12 protein-coding genes are annotated in these 17,348 nt (G+C 67.1%); 7 read left to right on the top strand and 5 right to left on the bottom strand.

Going from position 1 to position 17,348, the window contains the following annotated elements; genetic code table 11:
• Window positions 1-116: 116 nt before the first annotated feature.
• The 7 genes from ABT115_RS04830 to ABT115_RS04860 all read left to right on the top strand — a co-directional run bounded on the left by ABT115_RS04830 (window position 117) and on the right by ABT115_RS04860 (window position 10,755).
• Window positions 117-2,216 (top strand): ABC transporter family substrate-binding protein, encoded by a 2,100-nt coding sequence (locus ABT115_RS04830; protein ID WP_351784092.1) that lies wholly within the window; start codon window positions 117-119, stop codon window positions 2,214-2,216.
• Window positions 2,217-2,534: 318 nt separating this feature from the next.
• Entirely contained in the window at window positions 2,535-4,406 is a 1,872-nt protein-coding gene (gene typA / locus ABT115_RS04835) for a translational GTPase TypA (RefSeq protein ID WP_351784094.1), read from the top strand.
• Between the two features lie 468 nt (window positions 4,407-4,874).
• The gene (locus ABT115_RS04840; RefSeq protein WP_351784096.1) at window positions 4,875-6,518 is read left to right on the top strand and encodes a peptide ABC transporter substrate-binding protein; all 1,644 of its coding nucleotides are present in this window, start codon (window positions 4,875-4,877) and stop codon (window positions 6,516-6,518) included.
• A gap of 150 nt (window positions 6,519-6,668) precedes the next feature.
• Window positions 6,669-7,595, top strand: coding sequence for an ABC transporter permease (locus ABT115_RS04845; protein ID WP_351784098.1), 927 nt, complete (start codon window positions 6,669-6,671; stop codon window positions 7,593-7,595).
• Window positions 7,588-8,538, top strand: a complete 951-nt coding sequence (locus ABT115_RS04850; RefSeq protein WP_351784100.1) for an ABC transporter permease — start codon at window positions 7,588-7,590, stop codon at window positions 8,536-8,538. The genes ABT115_RS04845 and ABT115_RS04850 overlap by 8 nt, the downstream gene beginning before the upstream one ends.
• 14 nt (window positions 8,539-8,552) lie before the next feature.
• Window positions 8,553-9,611 carry an ABC transporter ATP-binding protein gene (locus tag ABT115_RS04855; protein WP_351784102.1) on the top strand — a complete coding sequence of 353 codons (1,059 nt, stop codon included), beginning with the start codon at window positions 8,553-8,555 and terminating at the stop codon, window positions 9,609-9,611.
• Window positions 9,604-10,755: an ABC transporter ATP-binding protein gene (locus tag ABT115_RS04860; protein WP_351784104.1), complete on the top strand. Its 1,152-nt coding sequence runs from the start codon at window positions 9,604-9,606 to the stop codon at window positions 10,753-10,755. The genes ABT115_RS04855 and ABT115_RS04860 overlap by 8 nt, the downstream gene beginning before the upstream one ends.
• A 302-nt stretch (window positions 10,756-11,057) precedes the next feature.
• Here the strand turns inward: ABT115_RS04860 and ABT115_RS04865 are convergent, their stop codons facing one another.
• The 5 genes from ABT115_RS04865 to ABT115_RS04885 all read right to left on the bottom strand — a co-directional run bounded on the left by ABT115_RS04865 (window position 11,058) and on the right by ABT115_RS04885 (window position 17,232).
• The gene (locus tag ABT115_RS04865) at window positions 11,058-12,143 is read right to left on the bottom strand and encodes an ABC transporter ATP-binding protein (protein ID WP_351784106.1); all 1,086 of its coding nucleotides are present in this window, start codon (window positions 12,141-12,143) and stop codon (window positions 11,058-11,060) included.
• Between the two features lie 25 nt (window positions 12,144-12,168).
• On the bottom strand, window positions 12,169-13,206 hold the full coding sequence (locus ABT115_RS04870) for an ABC transporter ATP-binding protein (RefSeq protein ID WP_351784108.1): 1,038 nt from the start codon (window positions 13,204-13,206) through the stop codon (window positions 12,169-12,171).
• Between the two features lie 57 nt (window positions 13,207-13,263).
• Window positions 13,264-14,244: an ABC transporter permease gene (locus ABT115_RS04875; protein ID WP_351784110.1), complete on the bottom strand. Its 981-nt coding sequence runs from the start codon at window positions 14,242-14,244 to the stop codon at window positions 13,264-13,266.
• Window positions 14,245-14,350: 106 nt separating this feature from the next.
• The gene (locus tag ABT115_RS04880; RefSeq protein WP_351784112.1) at window positions 14,351-16,117 is read right to left on the bottom strand and encodes an ABC transporter substrate-binding protein; all 1,767 of its coding nucleotides are present in this window, start codon (window positions 16,115-16,117) and stop codon (window positions 14,351-14,353) included.
• Window positions 16,118-16,197: 80 nt separating this feature from the next.
• Window positions 16,198-17,232 carry an ABC transporter permease gene (locus ABT115_RS04885; protein WP_351784114.1) on the bottom strand — a complete coding sequence of 345 codons (1,035 nt, stop codon included), beginning with the start codon at window positions 17,230-17,232 and terminating at the stop codon, window positions 16,198-16,200.
• Between the last annotated feature and the right edge of the window lie 116 nt (window positions 17,233-17,348).

Genomic DNA, 17,348 nt, shown 5'->3' on the forward strand with positions numbered 1-17,348 from the left:
GGGGTGCCTTCAGTGGACAGACAGAATAAATGTGATCAAATGCATATTCCACCAGAAATGCACAATCCTGCCCATCCGTGTGCGGGTGGGCCGGGCCGGCCCCGGAGGTATCAGCCATGTCCCACGTCGGCGTCCCGCGGGGGACGGCCCGAAAGCTCCGCCCGCTCGCACTCCTCGCGACGGGTGTGCTGACGCTCCCCGTACTGGCCGGCTGCAGCTCCGACGACGGTGGCGGCACTGCCGGGGCCGTCGCCCCCCAGGACATCGCGGTCGCGGCCCGGAACATGGTCGCCGCGGGGGGCACCGTCAACTGGGCGATCGACGCCGTGCCCGCCACCCTCAACGCCTTCCAGGCCGACGCGGACAGCTCCACCACCCGCATCACGGGCGCCCTGCTGCCGACGCTCTTCCCGCTGGACGCCAAGGGCAGGCCGCAGCTCGACCCGGCCTATCTGAAGTCCGCGGAGGTGGTCGAGCGCGAGCCCAGACAGGTGGTGCTCTACCGGATCAATCCGCAGGCGGTGTGGAGCGACAGCCGGCATATCGGGGCGTCCGACTTCGTGGCCCAGTGGCGGGCGCTGAACGGCAAGGACTCGGAGTTCTGGACCGCCCGCAACGCCGGCTACGAACGGATCGAGAAGATCGAGCGCGGCGCCGACGACCAAGAGGTCCGGGTCACCTTCGCCAAGCCGTACGCGGACTGGCGTTCACTCTTCTCCCCGCTGTACCCGAAGGAGGTGACCGGCTCCCCCGACGCCTTCAACAACGGTGCGCGGACCACCCTCAAGGCCACCTCGGGACCGTTTCGGCTGAGCGGCGTGGACACGGCGAAGGGCGAGGTCACCCTGGTCCGTGATCCGCACTGGTGGGGCAGCCGGGCCAAACTCGACTCGCTGGTCTTCCGGGCCGTCAAGCCGCAGGACCGCACCGAGGCCCTGACCGAGGGGAAGGTCGACGTCGCCGACATCGACGCCGCGGCGGCGCACCGGATCGTGCAGGCGGCCCGCGACAAGGGAAGCAACGGACAGCCGCTCGCCCACGGCCCCGGCTCCTGGGCCGGCCCGGCCGCCGCACTGCGCTCCTGGGCCGACGCACACGGCTCGGACGAAAAGGAGGCGGCGGCCGCACAGGCGGCCAGGGAGAAGAACCGGGCAGCCGCCGATGCGTACGCCGCTGAGCAGGGCAAGCTGCGCGCGTACGCGGTCCACAAGTCGCTGGGACCCGCCTACACGCAGCTCGCTCTGAACGGCCAGTCCGGGCCGCTCGCCGACGAACGGGTACGCAAGGCGGTCGCCCGTGCCCTGAACCGCCAGGAGCTCGTCGACACCGTACTCAAACCGCTCGGTCTGCCCGCCACGCCGCTCGGCAGCCACCTGGCCCTGGTAGGACAGCCGGGCTACCAGGACAGCAGCGGCGCACTCGGCGGCCAGGACACCGAGGAGGCGCAGGCGCTGCTGGCCGACGCGGGCTGGACGCGGGAGGGCGCGGTCAAGAAGCCGGGCGGCGCCAAGGCGGGCAGCGAGGCCGGGAAGAAGGACCAGCAGTCGGGCGGCGCCGCCGGTGCGTATGCCCCCGCGGGCACCGCGGCCCCCGCCCAGGTCCCCGGCACGCACAGTGGCCCGCTCGGCAAGGACGGCAAGGCGCTGACCCTGCGCTTCGTCCTGCCGGCCGGTCCCGGGTCGGAACCGCTGCGTGCCGTCGGGGACAAGATCGTGGCAATGCTCGATTCGATCGGCGTCGGTACGGCCGTCACCAAGGTCTCCGACGACAGCTACTTCCAGGACCACATCGCTTCCGGCGACTACGACATGGCGCTGTACTCCTGGCCCGCCACCGCCTACCCGGCGACCGACGACCGCCCGATCTTCGCCAAGCCGGTGCCTGCCACCGACGGCTCCCTGGTGGTCGAGCAGAACTACACCCGCGTCGGTACGGACCACATCGACCAGCTCTTCGACCAGGCGGTCGCGGAGCTCGACGAGGAGACCGCCCGGGACCTGATGCAGCAGGCCGACGCCCGGATCTGGGCCGCCGCGGGATCGATTCCCCTCTATCAGCGTCCGCAGCTCGTGGCGAGTGACAAAAAGCTGGCGAACGTCGGCGCCTTCGGCTTCGCCGTGCCCCACTACCAGGACGTCGGTTTCAAGAAGCCGCAGCCTGCCGGAGCCCCGGCGAACAAGAAGCCGCAACCTGCCGAAGCCCCGGCGAACAAGTAGAAGTAGGAGGCCGTAACGACCTCCCCCACGATAGGGAGCGGGCTCCCGACGCCCTGCGACTCCGCTTGCGGCGTTGTCGTCAGTCAACGACGCTCCGCGTCGATTCCTTCCTCCGCCTTGCAATCGAAGCCGCAGGACGCCGCTCGCTGATCCGCTCCCTATCGCGGGGGAGCTCGTAACTCTCGCCCGTGAATCCGCCACGGGCGCCAGCCCCGTACCATAGGGGGTAGCCGTGGCGCGTCCGCCCGGCGGGCGTACGAGGACCCGAGAGCGACTGAGACGCCTGATCCCACGATCCGAGAGAAGCGCAAGCCACCCATGCCCACGCGCCACGACATCCGTAACGTAGCCATCGTCGCCCACGTCGACCACGGCAAGACCACGCTGGTCGACGCCATGCTCAGGCAGGCCGGCGCCTTCGCCGCGCACGCCGCCGAGAACCTCGACGAACGCATGATGGACTCGAACGACCTGGAGCGTGAGAAGGGCATCACGATCCTCGCCAAGAACACGGCGGTGAAGTATCACCCCAAGGACGGCGGGGACCCGATCACGATCAACATCATCGACACCCCCGGCCACGCCGACTTCGGCGGCGAGGTCGAGCGCGGTCTGTCGATGGTGGACGCGGTCGTGCTGCTCGTCGACGCCTCCGAGGGCCCGCTCCCGCAGACCCGCTTCGTGCTGCGCAAGGCGCTCGCCGCGAAGATGCCGGTCATCCTCTGCATCAACAAGACGGACCGCCCCGACTCCCGGATCGCCGAGGTCGTTGACGAGACGTACGACCTGTTCCTGGACCTGGACGCGGACGAGGACCAGATCGAGTTCCCGATCGTCTACGCCTGCGCCCGCGACGGCGTCGCCTCGCTGACCAAGCCCGAGGACGGCACCGTCCCGGCCGACAGCGAGAACCTGGAGCCGTTCTTCAGCACGATCCTGGAGCACGTCCCGGCTCCGCGGTACGACGACGAGGCGCCGCTGCAGGCCCACGTCACCAACCTGGACGCCGACAACTTCCTCGGCCGTATCGCGCTCTGCCGCGTCGAGCAGGGCGAGCTGCGCAAGGGCCAGACCGTCACCTGGATCAAGCGCGACGGCACGATGTCCAACGTCCGCATCACCGAGCTGCTGATGACCGAGGCGCTCACCCGCAAGCCGGCCGAGGTGGCAGGCCCCGGCGACATCTGCGCCATCGCCGGGATCCCGGACATCATGATCGGCGAGACGCTGGCCGACCCCGAGAACCCGATCGCGCTGCCGCTGATCACGGTCGACGAGCCGGCCATCTCGATGACCATCGGTACGAACACCTCGCCGCTCGTCGGCAAGGGTGGCAAGGGCCACAAGGTCACTGCCCGCCAGGTGAAGGACCGCCTCGACCGCGAGCTGATCGGTAACGTCTCGCTCCGGGTCCTGGACACCGAGCGCCCCGACGCCTGGGAGGTCCAGGGCCGCGGTGAGCTCGCGCTGGCCATCCTCGTCGAGCAGATGCGCCGTGAGGGCTTCGAGCTCACGGTCGGCAAGCCGGAGGTCGTCACCAAGGAGATCGACGGCAAGACGCACGAGCCGATCGAGCGCATGACGATCGACTCCCCCGAGGAGCACCTCGGCGCGATCACCCAGCTGATGGCGACCCGCAAGGGCCGCATGGAGACGATGACGAACCACGGTTCGGGCTGGGTCCGCATGGAGTGGATCGTCCCGTCCCGCGGCCTCATCGGCTTCCGTACGGAGTTCCTGACGCAGACCCGCGGCACGGGCATCGCGCACTCCATCTTCGAGGGCCACGAGCCGTGGTTCGGCGAGCTGCGCACCCGTCACAACGGCTCGCTGGTCGCCGACCGCGCGGGTTCCGTGACGCCGTTCGCGATGGTCAACCTCCAGGAGCGCGGTGTCATCTTCACCGAGGCCGGCACCGAGGTCTACGAGGGCATGATCATCGGTGAGAACTCCCGCGCCGACGACATGGACGTGAACATCACCAAGGAGAAGAAGCTCACCAACATGCGTGCGGCTTCCGCCGACACCACGGAGAACGTGGTGCCGGCCCGCAAGCTCTCCCTGGAGCAGTCCCTGGAGTTCTGCCGTGAGGACGAGTGCATCGAGGTGACCCCGGAGACCGTGCGTATCCGCAAGGTTGTCCTGGACCAGAAGGAGCGCGGCCGCGCCGCTTCGCGCGCCAAGCGCTGACCGCGTGCGGCCCCCGGTCCCGGTTCCGTCGAACTTGGTTGACGGACTGTCGGCAGGATGAGCCGCACGAGTGATTGACATGAGGCCCGGGTCCCCGCAGACACTGTGGGGACCCGGGTTTTTTCGTCAACTCGTTTTCCTGCCCGGGGTGTCCGCATATCGAGCGTCGCTCTCCGGAACATGTGTTAACGGTCCGTTTCGGGGGTGTCTGTCTGGGATCGCTTTGTCCGGATTTCGGTCAACCATGCCGGGCTGATGTTGTCAAACCGAGACCCTTTAAGTGTGGTTTATGGCCCGGTCGTACTCAATAGTTGGCTCCGTTGAGCTCGGGTCAATGGGTCACGCACTGTGGGGGGTGCCGACTCACGAGCACACTAGGGGCACTGAAACGATCGCCGTCAGGGGTGTCGGTGTATCGACTCCAGTGCCCTTCTTGTAGTCAAAAGTGGACTCATGAGGAGGAAACCCATGCGTGGTGCCAAGAGCGCCAAGTGGGTCGCGGGAGCGGCAATCATCGCCCTGACCGTGACCGCCTGCGGCGGTAGCGACAGCGGTAGCGACGAGGGAATGAACTCGGGCAAGCCGGACCCGAACGGGATCCTGACCGCCCAGCTCGGCGAGCCGCAGAACCCGCTGCAGCCGGCGAACGCCAAGGAGAGCCAGGGCAGCCGTGTCCTGCGCACCATCTACGCCGGCCTCGTCGACTACGAGCCCGGCACCGGCAAGCTCACCTACGTCAACGCCGAGTCCGTGACGCCCAACGCGGACTCGTCCGTGTGGACCGTCAAGCTCAAGCCGGGCTGGAAGTTTCACGACGGCACCACGGTCACCTCCAAGTCCTACGTGGACTCCTGGAACTGGTCGGCCAACGTCAAGAACAACCAGACCAACTCCAGCTGGTTCCAGGACATCAAGGGCTACGAGGACGTCCACCCCGCGAAGGGTGCGCCGAAGTCGGACAAGATGTCCGGTCTGAAGATCGTCGACGACAACACCTTCACGATCACCCTGAACGGCCCGGTCTCGTACTTCGCGTACAAGCTGGGTTACGACGTCTGGGCGCCGCTGCCCGAGGTCTTCTTCAAGGACCCGAAGGCCGCCGGCGAGAAGCCGATCGGCAGCGGTCCCTACAAGTTCGTCTCGTGGGACCACAAGAAGATGATCAAGGTCCGGAAGTTCGACGACTACCAGGGCCCGAACAAGGCCAAGAACGGTGGCATCGACTTCAAGAACTACACCACCGCTGACGCCGCCTACTCGGACCTGCGGTCGGACAACCTCGACTGGATCGAGCAGATCCCGACGACCTCGCTGACGAGCTACAAGGACGACCTCGGCGACCGCGCCATCGACGCCGAGTACTCCGCGGTCCAGACGATCGTCCCCGCGTTCTACACCAAGCAGTTCAAGGACATCGACCCCAAGGTCATCCAGGGTCTGTCGATGGCCATCGACCGTGAAACGATCACCAAGACCGTGCTGCACGGCACCCGTACCCCGGCCGACTCGTTCGTCGCCCGCGGTGTGCTCGGCTACAAGCCCGGCGCCCTCGGCGACGTCACGAAGTACGACCCGGCCAAGGCCAAGGCCCTCATCAAGGAGGGTGGCGGTGTCCCGGGCAACAAGATCTCGATCCAGTACAACGCCGACCAGGACCACAAGCCCTGGGTCGACGCGGTCTGCAACAGCATCCGCAAGGCCACCGGTGTCGAGTGCATCGGCGACTCCAAGCCGGACTTCCAGACCGACCTGAACGCCCGTGACAACAAGCAGGTCAAGTCCCTGTACCGCAGTGGCTGGGTGCTCGACTACCCGGTCAACTCCAACTTCATGCGCGACCTGTACGGCACGACCGCCGCGGGCAACACCTCGGGCTACTCCAACAAGGAGTTCGACGAGCTCACTTCGAAGGCCGACAAGGCCAAGACGCTCGACGAGACCGTCAAGCTCTACCAGGACGCCGAGCAGATCCTGAAGAACGACATGCCGGCCATCCCGCTGTGGTTCTACAAGAACAACTCGGGTCAGTCCAACAACGTGTACGGCAAGATCACCTACGGCCAGGACGGCGACCCCATCTTCACCGACGTCCAGGTGAAGGCCAAGAAGTAAGTATCGGGATCCGAAGGCCGGTTCCGCCGCTCCTCGTCCGGAGCGGCGGAACCGGCCCGTAGGCGTAGGCCCCGGGGCTCTCCCCCCACACCCCGCGGCGGAGACAACTCTGAAAAGGCCATCGCCGACCCCTCACGGCATGGAGGCATGATGGGGCGTTACGTCGCTAGGCGACTGCTCCAGATGATCCCGGTATTCATCGGGACCACTCTGATTATTTTCCTCATGGTCCACATCCTTCCTGGTGACCCCATCAGGGCGATGTGGGGAGACAAGGCGGCGGACCCCGCACAGGTTGCTTCGCTGCGCCATGAGTTCGGGCTCGACCAGCCCCTGTGGAAGCAGTACGTCGACTACATGGTCGATCTCTTCCACGGCGACTTCGGCCAGACCTTCGGAGGTCGCGAAGTCATCGACGAGATGTCCGAGGCCTTCCCGGTGACACTGCGGCTGACCGCCGTGGCCATGCTCATCGAGATCGTCGTCGGCGTCGGGCTCGGCGCCTGGGCCGGTCTGCGGGCCGGTAAGGCCGCCGACACCGGCGTTCTGATCTTCACCCTGATCGTCATCTCGATCCCGGTGTTCGTGCTCGGTTACATCGCCCGCTTCTTCCTCGCGGACCAGCTGGGCTGGGTGGCGCCGAACGTCCAGGACTCCACGGACATCACACAGTTGTTCCTGCCGGCCTTCGTGCTCGCCATGCTCTCCATGGCGTACGTGGCACGGCTGACACGCACGACGTTCGCGGAGAACCTGCGCGCCGACTACATGCGTACCGCGATGGCCAAGGGCCTGCCGCGGCGTCGCATCGTAGGTGTCCACCTGCTGCGCAACTCGCTGATCCCGGTCGTCACCTTCCTCGGGACAGACGTCGGCGGCTTCATCGGCGGAGCGGTCGTGACCGAGGGCATCTTCAACGTCCAGGGTGTCGGGAACCTGCTCTACAAGGCGCTGCAGCAGCGCGAGGGATCGACGATCGTCGGCGTTGTCACGGTCTTCGTCCTCGTCATCCTTGTGATCAACCTGCTCGTCGACCTGCTGTACGCGGTCCTGGACCCGAGGATCCGGTATGCCTGACGTGACCGAGACCAAGACCGAAGCGGTGGTGGACGCCACCGCCGCTCCCTCGGACGCCGAGGGCCACAAGGCTCAGGGCAAGCCGCGCAGCCTCTGGGGCGACGCCTGGTTCGACCTGCGTCACCGCCCGATGTTCTGGATCTCCTCGATCCTCCTGCTGCTCCTGCTGGTCATCGCCGCGTTCCCGGGGCTGTTCACCAGCGCCGACCCGCGCGACGGCGACCTGACCAACCACTTCCTGACCAAGCCGGAGCTGACGCACTTCTTCCAGCCCGACTGGTTCGGCTACGACGGTCAGGGCCGCTCGATCTACGCGCGTGTCATCTACGGCACCCGCGCCTCGATCATGGTCGGCGTCGGCGTCACCGTCGTGGTCACCCTGGTCGGCGGCCTGCTGGGCATGCTCGCCGGATACTTCGGCGGCTGGCTCGACTCCGTCATCTCCCGGATCACCGACATCTTCTTCGGTATCCCCTTCCTGCTCGGTGCGATGGTCGTCCTCAACGCCTTCACCGAGCGCAAGGTGTACGTGGTGATCCTGGCCCTCGCCTTCCTGGGCTGGACCTCGATCTGCCGTGTGACGCGGTCCTCCGTGATCACCGCGAAGCAGGCGGACTACGTGACGGCGGCCCGCGCGCTCGGCGCCGGAACCTCGCGCATTCTCTTCCGCCACGTCATGCCGAACGCGATCGCCCCGACCATCGTCGTGGCCACCATCGCGCTCGGCGGATACATCTCGGCCGAGGCGACGCTCTCGTACCTGGGACTCGGGCTCGCGGACCCGACGATCTCGTGGGGCATCGACATCTCCGAGGCCAGCAAGTCCATCCGGGACAACCCGCATGCTCTGCTGTTCCCGGCAGGAATGCTCAGCCTCACGGTCTTCGCGTTCATCATGCTCGGCGACGCGGTGCGCGACGCCCTCGACCCGAAGCTGCGCTGAGGAGGGCGTACGACGTGACCATCATGGACAAGACAGCAGACATCCCGGCGCCCCGCGCCGGGGGGTCGGACGATGCCCCACTCCTCGAAGTGCGCGACCTGCACGTGGAGTTCCACACCCGTGACGGAGTCGCCAAGGCCGTCAACGGTGTGAACTACAGCGTCGACTCGGGCGAGACCCTGGCCGTGCTCGGTGAGTCCGGTTCCGGCAAGTCCGTGACCGCGCAGGCGATCATGGGCATTCTCGACATGCCGCCCGGCAAGATCCCGCAGGGCCAGATCCTGTACCGCGGCCAGGACATGCTCACCATGAGCTACGAGGAGCGGCGGAAGCTCCGTGGCCAGAAGATCGCGATGATCTTCCAGGACGCGCTCTCCTCGCTCAACCCCGTGCTCTCGGTCGGCTACCAGCTCGGCGAGATGTTCCGTGTTCACCAGGGACTCTCCAAGAAGCAGGCGAAGCTCAAGGCCATCGAGCTGATGGACCGGGTCAAGATCCCCGCCGCCAAGCAGCGGGTCAGCGACTACCCGCACCAGTTCTCCGGCGGTATGCGCCAGCGCATCATGATCGCCATGGCGCTGGCCCTCGAGCCCGACCTGATCATCGCGGACGAGCCGACCACCGCGCTCGACGTGACGGTCCAGGCCCAGGTCATGGACCTGCTCAAGGAGCTGCAGACCGAGTTCAACATGGGGCTGATCCTGATCACCCACGACCTCGGCGTCGTCGCCGACGTCGCGGACAAGATCGCCGTCATGTACGCGGGCCGGATCGTCGAGACGGCGCCGGTGCACGAGCTCTACAAGCGGCCCGCGCACCCGTACACCAGGGGTCTGCTCGACTCGATCCCGCGCCTCGACCAGAAGGGCCAGGAGCTCTACGCGATCAAGGGCCTGCCGCCCAACCTGCTCAAGATTCCGTCCGGCTGCGCCTTCAACCCCCGCTGCCCCAAGGCGGAGGACATCTGCCGCACGGAGATTCCGGCCCTGGTGCCGGTCTCCGAGCAGGACGGCAGCGAACTGCCCGGACGCGGCAGCGCCTGCCACTTCTGGAAGGAGACGATCCATGGCTGAGCTCGACAAGACGGACGGTTCCATGGACGCCACCCCGAACGTCACCGATGTCGTGGCGGTCGACGCCGTCGACGAGACGGCGGCGGTCGCCGCGATCGAGGCACCGGTGGAGCGCGGTGAACCGATCCTCCAGGTGCGCAATCTGGTCAAGCACTTCCCGCTGAGCCAGGGCATCCTGTTCAAGCGCCAGGTCGGCGCGGTCAAGGCCGTGGACGGGGTCTCCTTCGACCTCTACCAGGGTGAGACGCTCGGCATCGTCGGCGAGTCGGGCTGTGGCAAGTCCACGGTCGCGCGGCTGCTGATGGCGCTGGAGACGGCCACGTCCGGCGAGGTCTTCTACAAGGGCCAGGACATCACCAGGCTGTCCGGCCGCGCGCTGAAGGCCGTGCGCCGGAACATCCAGATGGTGTTCCAGGACCCGTACACCTCGCTGAACCCGCGTATGACGGTCGGCGACATCATCGGGGAGCCGTACGAGATCCACCCCGAGGTGGCCCCGAAGGGCGACCGGCGCGCCAAGGTCCAGGAACTGCTGGACGTCGTCGGCCTCAACCCGGAGTACATCAACCGCTATCCGCACCAGTTCTCCGGCGGTCAGCGCCAGCGCATCGGCATCGCCCGCGGCCTCGCGCTCAACCCGGAGATCATCATCTGCGACGAGCCGGTCTCCGCGCTCGACGTGTCGGTGCAGGCGCAGGTCATCAACCTGATGGAGAAGCTCCAGGACGAGTTCAACCTCTCCTACGTCTTCATCGCGCACGACCTGTCCATCGTCCGGCACATCTCCGACCGGGTCGGCGTGATGTACCTCGGCAAGATGGCCGAGATCGGTACGGACACGCAGATCTACGACCACCCGACGCACCCCTACACCCAGGCGCTGCTGTCGGCGGTCCCGGTCCCGGACCCGGACGCCCGCGAGGGCCGCGAGCGGATCATCCTCACCGGTGACGTCCCGTCGCCGGCGAACCCGCCGTCGGGCTGCCGCTTCCGCACGCGGTGCTGGAAGGCCCAGGACAAGTGCGCCACGGAGATGCCGCTGCTGGCGGTCCCCGAGCGCTTCAAGTCCTCGGACAGCCCGGCCGCGCACGAATCGGCGTGCCACTTCGCCGAGGAGCGGGACGTCGTGGGGGCGGCCTCGTAGTACGTCCCCACGGACGGCTGCGCGACGCCGGGAGCGCGTGACACGGAAGGCCCGGGAACCCTCGTTGGGTTCCCGGGCCTTCCGCTGTTCCCGGGCTCTCGGAGGGGGCGCCCGGACATGCGGAAGCGCCCGGAACCGATCGGTTCCGGGCGCCTTTCCCGTATACCCGGGAACCGGGCTCGCAGGTGGCTCGGGTCAATGGGCCGACGTGCTCGGTTCCTTCGGGCCGGGGGAGCCCCGCGGTTCGCGGACCGGTCGGGTCCGCGTCGGCGAGGGCCGCCCCGGGGCCGGGGCCAGGGGTGTCAGGCCTCGGTCTTGGGGTCTTTGGCGGCCTTCTCGAGCCTCGGCCCCTGAGAGGTACTACGGGCCTGCGGGACGGACGACACGGCCTGGGGGTCCTCGGGGTAGTGGCAGGCCGTCAGATGGCCGTCCCGGCTGCCCTCGGCCCGTACCAGCGGCGGCGCCTCGCTCGCGCACTTGTCCGTCGCCTTCCAGCAACGGGTACGGAAGCGGCAGCCCGACGGCGGGTTGACCGGAGAGGGAACATCACCGGTGAGCAGAATGCGCTCCCGGGCCGGCACCTCGTCGACCGTCGTCTCGGGCACGGCCGAGAGCAGCGCCCTGGTGTACGGGTGCCGCGGGTTGCCGTACAGGTCGTCCCGGTCGGCGATCTCCACGATCCGGCCGAGATACATGACGGCGACGCGCTGCGAGAAGTGGCGTACCACGGCCAGGTCATGGGCGATGAAGAGGAACGCGATGCCCAGCTCCTTGCGCAGCTCCTGCAGCAGGTTCACCACCTGGGCCTGGATCGACACGTCCAGTGCCGAGACCGGCTCGTCGGCCACGATCAGCTTCGGCTCCAGGGCCAGCGCCCGTGCCACGCCGATGCGCTGGCGCTGACCGCCGGAGAACTCGTGCGGGAAGCGGTTGAAGTGCTCCGGGTTGAGCCCGACGATCTCCAGCAGCTCCCGTACGCGCGCCTCGCGGCCGCCCGCCGGGTTGATGTCGTTGATCTCCATCGGGCCGGCGACGATCTTGCCGACGGTCTGCCGCGGGTTCAGTGAGGCGTACGGGTCCTGGAAGATCATCTGGATCTCGGAGCGGACCGGTGCAAGCTGCTTGCGCGAGGCGTGGGTGATGTCCTGCCCGCGGTAGGTGATCCGGCCGGCCGTCGGCTCCAGGAGCCGGGTGATCAGCCGGCCCGTCGTCGACTTGCCGCAGCCGGACTCGCCGACCAGGCCCAGGCTCTCGCCCTCGCCGACAGTGAAGTCCAGCCCGTCGACGGCCTGGACCGCGCCGACCGTCCGCCGGATCGGGAAGCCGCCCTTGATCGGGAAGTGCTTGGTGAGTCCGGAGACGTCCAGGAGGGGATCTGTGTTGCTCATAGTGGGAAGTCCCGTCTCTTGTACGTCAGTTGGGCCGGGTACCGGCGAAGTCGGCGAAGAATTCGGTGCGCTGCTCCAGCGTGAGGTGGCAGGCGGCCCCACGGCCGTCCACCAGCTCCAGCCGTGGCTGATCGGTCGCACAGCGCTTGCCGCCGACCTGTTCGGTGAACGTGCACCGCGGGTGGAAGCGGCAGCCGGTCGGCGGGTTGAGGAGGCTCGGCGGGGAGCCGGGGATCGGCGACAGGGGTACGTCGACCGGGCCGTCGAGGCTCGGCATGGACCCCAGCAGACCCCAGGTGTACGGGTGTTGGGGTGCCCGCAGCACCTCCTTCTTGGTGCCGCGCTCCACGCACCGGCCGCCGTACATCACCAGCACGTCGTCCGCGATGTCGGCGATGACACCGAGGTCGTGGGTGATGAAGATGATCGCGGTGCCGGTCTCCTGCTGGAGATCCTTGAGCAGGTCCATGATCTGCGCCTGCACGGTGACGTCCAGCGCGGTCGTCGGCTCGTCCGCGATCAGCAGCTCCGGGTCGCAGACCAGCGACATGGCGATCATCGCGCGCTGGCGCATACCGCCGGAGAACTGATGCGGATAGTCGTCCACCCGCAGATCGGGCTGCGGGATGCCCACCTTGGTGAGCATCTCCACGGCCCGCGCCCGTGCCTCCCGCTTGGAGGCTCCGGTGTGCTTGCGGTACGCCTCGCCGATCTGCCGGCCGACGGTGTGGTACGGGGACAGCGAGGCCAGCGCGTCCTGGAAGATCATGGCCATCTTGTTGCCGCGCAGCCGCTCCAGCTCCCGCTCCGATGCGGCGAGCAGATCCTGGCCGTCGAGCAGGATCTCGCCGTCGATCTCGGTGTGGTCGGCGTCGTGCAGGCCGAGGATCGTCAGGTTGGTGACGGACTTGCCGGAGCCGGACTCGCCGACGATGCCGAGGGTCTTGCCCTTCTCCACGTCGAAGGAGAGGCCGTCGACGGCCTTGACGACGCCGTCCTCGGTCGAGAAGTGGACGTGTAGATCCCTGACGGAGAGGAGGGGCTGCTGATCGGTGCTCGTCACGGGGACGCTCCAGGAGGATGTTGCGGGAGAAGGGGTGGGCCGGAACGGGGAGTGGGGTCAGGCGAGCCGGATCCGCGGGTCGATGAGGCCGTAGACGGCGTCCACGACGATGTTGGCGAAGACGATCGCGCCCGCCGCGACGATGGTGACGCCGAGCAGCATGGGCAGGTCGCTGGTGTCGACGGAATGCACGGAGAGCCGGCCGAGGCCATTCAGGCTGAAGGTGACCTCGGTGATGATGGCGCCGCCGATCAGCGTGCCCAGGTCGATGCCGAAGATCGTGACGATCGGTCCCATCGCCCCGCGCCAGGCGAAGCGGAAGAAGACCGAACGGCGGGACAGACCCTTGGCACGTGCCGTACGGACGTAGTCCTCACTGAGCTGTTCGACGAGCTGGGAGCGGGTCATGCGGGTGTAGTTGGCGGTGAAGATGATCGACAGCACCAGCCAGGGCAGCAGCAGCCCCGATGCCCACTTCACCGGGTCCTCGGTGAGCGGCGTGTACGAGGGCTGCTCCAGCAGGCCCATCTGCTGCACCAGCAGGAACATCGCGATGTAGCCGACGAAGTAGATCTGGAGCGAGGAGCCGAGCAGCGAGAACGAGCTGGCGATCTTGTCGAGCGCCTTGCCCTGCTTGACGGCGGCGAGCATGCCCGTGCCGACACCGAGGATCACGAAGAAGAAGGCCGCGCCCACCGAGAGCGAGAGGGTCAGCGGCAGACGGTCCATGATCGTGCCGAAGACCGGCTCGCGGTTGGTGAACGAGTAGCCGAGACAGGGCGCCGGGCAGTGACCGTAGTTGCCGTAGTCACGGCCCATGAAGATGCCGGTCAGCCAGTGCCAGTACTGGACGGGCAGCGGGTCGGCGATCCCCAGGTTCTGCTTGATCTGCGTGAGGAGTTCGGGTGTGCAGACCTTCCCGCAGGCCATCCGGGCGGGGTCACGGGGTATCGCGTAGAAGAGGTAGAAGGTGATGGCGCTGATCACCAACAGAATGACGATAGCGCCGGTCACGCGGCGGAGAAGAAATCGAAGCATGGGGTCGTGACTTTCCGGGTGGGGCGCCGTCGCCGAGGAGTAGTGAGCGGGGGAGTGGCCGGGACCGGGGAAGGGCGGCCGGACCGGCCGCCCTTCCCCTGCCAGGTCACGCCTTGGCGTAGAGCTTGGTGATCGCGATACCGTTGTTGCCCCCGTCGTAGGTCACACCACCCACCTTGGAGCCGTACAGCCAGTTACGGATCGGCCAGTAGTCCGGCACTACCGCGGCCAGCTCCATGATCTGGCGGTCGATCGCACCCCATGCCTTGTTGGCCTCCTCGGCGTCGGTGATCTGGGCCGCCGCGTCGATGGCCTTGTTGACGCCCGCGTCGTTCAGCTGCGGCCAGTTGGAGGCGCCGTTGGCGATCACCCGGCCGTCGAAGGTGGGCTGGAGGGCGGTGTAGCCGCCGGGCCAGTCGGCGGACCAGCCCGCCGCGAACATGTCGTAGTGGTTGTCGATCTGGGAGATCTGGCTGTAGAAGGAGGTCTTGTCCACCTGCTGGGTCACCACGTCGAAGCCCGCCTTGGTGAGCGCGTTCTTGATGGCGACGGCCTGCTTGACCGCGTTGTCGGACTGCTGGAAGGCGATGACGATCTTCTGGCCCTCCTTGCCGGCCTCCTTCAGCAGCGCCTTGGCCTTGACCGGGTCGCCGGCCGGCTTCGCCTTCTTGCCGTAGAGGTCGAAGTCGGCGTGGCCCGGGGTGAGCGGGCTGATGATGGTGGTAGCGATCTCGGAGGACGAGGCGCCGCCGCGGATCAGCTGGGTCTGCTGCGAGGGCCAGGCGTAGTTGAGTGCCTGACGGACCTTGACGTCCGTGATGCGCGTGGTGTTGATCGCGTAGTAGTACGTCGCGGCGTCGAGGTGCGTCAGGACGCGCTTCTTGAGCTCCGGGTCGCTGAGAACCTTCTGGATGCGCTCGGCGGCTGTCTCGTTGAAGATCGACAGTGTGTACTGGTCGTTGCCCTGGTCGGCGATGTAGCGGTCCGTGGAGGCCAGCCACTGGAAGCCGAACTGCAGCTGGAACTTGTCCGGGTACGCGTTGCGGATCGGGTCCGTCTTCGGGTCCCAGTGCGGGTTGCGCGACAGCGACATGGACTTGCCGACCTGGCGGGCGTCGATCTTGTACGGGCCGCAGGAGAACGGCTTCTTGTCGTAGTCCTCCTTGGTGTCCTTCTTCTTCGGCACCAGGGAGAAGCTGCGCATGCCCAGCGTGAAGTTGAAGTCGCCGCGAGCTTCCTTGAGATGGAAGGTGACAGTCTTGCCGTCGATCTCGATCGAGTCGAGGTGCTTGCCCTCGTAGGGCCCCTTGTACTTGTCGCCGCCGACCAGCCACTCCTGCGGGTAACGCGGGCCGAACGTCACGAACTTGGCGAAGAGCCGCTCGAAGGTGTGGCGGACATCGTCCATCGTGATGTCGCTGCCGTCCTCCCACTTCACGCCGTCCTTCAGGGTGAACGACCAGGTCTTGCCGCCGTCCTTCGTGGTTCCGGCGTCGGTGGCGAGGTCGCCGACGAGCGTGGTGGTGCCGTTGTTGTCCACCTTGTAGCCGACCAGGCCACGCATGAACAGCGGGGAGATGAGGGACTCCTGGGTGGACCAGATCTGCGCTGGGTCCAGGTGGTCGTAGTCCATCTGCTCCATCGTGTAGAGCGTGCCGCCCTTGACCGCGCCGGGGACCTCAGGGGCGGGGCCGGTGGAGTCGGCCTTGGTGCCGACCAGGATCTCGGCCCCCTTGTTGCCGGTGACCTTCGGGGTGTCCTTGCTGCCACCCTTGCCGCCGCCCGCGTCACCGCTGCTGCATGCGCTCAGGACAGTGGAGCTCGCGGCCGCCACACCGGTGGCGATCAGGAAGTTTCTGCGGGAGAAAGACATGCGTATCGGTCCTTGGGATCGGTGGACGATGCAGGTGCGACAGGCCGGGCCACAGCGGCCGGGCTGGATGGAGCGGGAAGCTAGCGCTTGGACTTCGGGTCGAGCGCGTCGCGTACCGAGTCGCCGAGCAGATTGAAGGCGAGGACGAAGATGATCATCGAGATGCCCGGGAAGAGCATGAAGGTGATGTCGTCCGTGTAGAAGGACGCTCCGCGCTGGATCATCACGCCCCAGTCGGGGGTCGGGTCGACGATGCCGACGCCGAGGAAGGCCAGGCCAGCCTCGGCCGTCACGAAGGCCGGCAGGGCGAGGGTGGCCTGGATCAGGATCGGCGTCCAGAGGTTCGGCAGCAGTTCCTTGAAGATGATCCGGGCCGGGGAGGCACCGGTCACCTTCGCGGCCTCCACGAACTCCCGCTCGCGCAGGGCCAGTACCTGGCCGCGTAGCAGACGGGCCATGGAGGCCCAGCCGAAGGCGGTGAGCATGAGGATCAGACAGGTGGCGCGCAGCGATGTGGGGATTGCGTCGTCCGGAGCGACGAAGAGCCCGTAGACGACCGGCATGAAGGCGATGAAGAAGAGCGTCGACGGGAACGACAGCAGAATGTCGATGACCCGGCCGATGAAGTAGTCCGTCTTGCCGCCCAGATATCCGGCCGTGACACCGACGACCACACCGATGAGCGTGACGAGAATGGTGGCCGCGGCCGCGATCAGCAGCGAGGTGCGGATTCCGTACAGCAGGAACGTGAAGACGTCCCGGCCGAGTTGGGGCTCGATGCCGAACCAGAAGTCCCCGCTGATGCCACCGTTGGGCAGGGCCGGATATCCGAAGCCGTTGAGGAGCTCGGGGTTGTCCTGGCCGTATGTCGTATACGGGTTCTTGCCGTACATCTTCGCTATCAGTGGCGCGCATATCGCGATCACGAAGAAGAACACGACGATGTAGGCGGAGAGCACGCCTGTCCTGTCGCGCTTGAAGCGCCGCCAGGCGAGCTGGCCTGGACTCCGTGCGTCGGCGCCCTTGTTGGGGCCTGCGGGCTGCCGGGACTCCTCAACGGCTTCGGTGGCGGTCGTGTCCACCGGAGCGATGGGGGCCGGGGATGGCGTGGTCATCGAGCTCCTGTCCCCGTACGGAAAGCGGCATCCTCCGGGCAGGAGGAGCTAAGGGGTTGGAACGGACCTAATCAATCGAGTTGACAACGGTCAATCAGCTGTGAAACTCCACACCC

This window comes from Streptomyces sp. NPDC001832 (assembly GCF_040297265.1).
Taxonomy (GTDB): Bacteria; Actinomycetota; Actinomycetes; order Streptomycetales; family Streptomycetaceae; genus Streptomyces.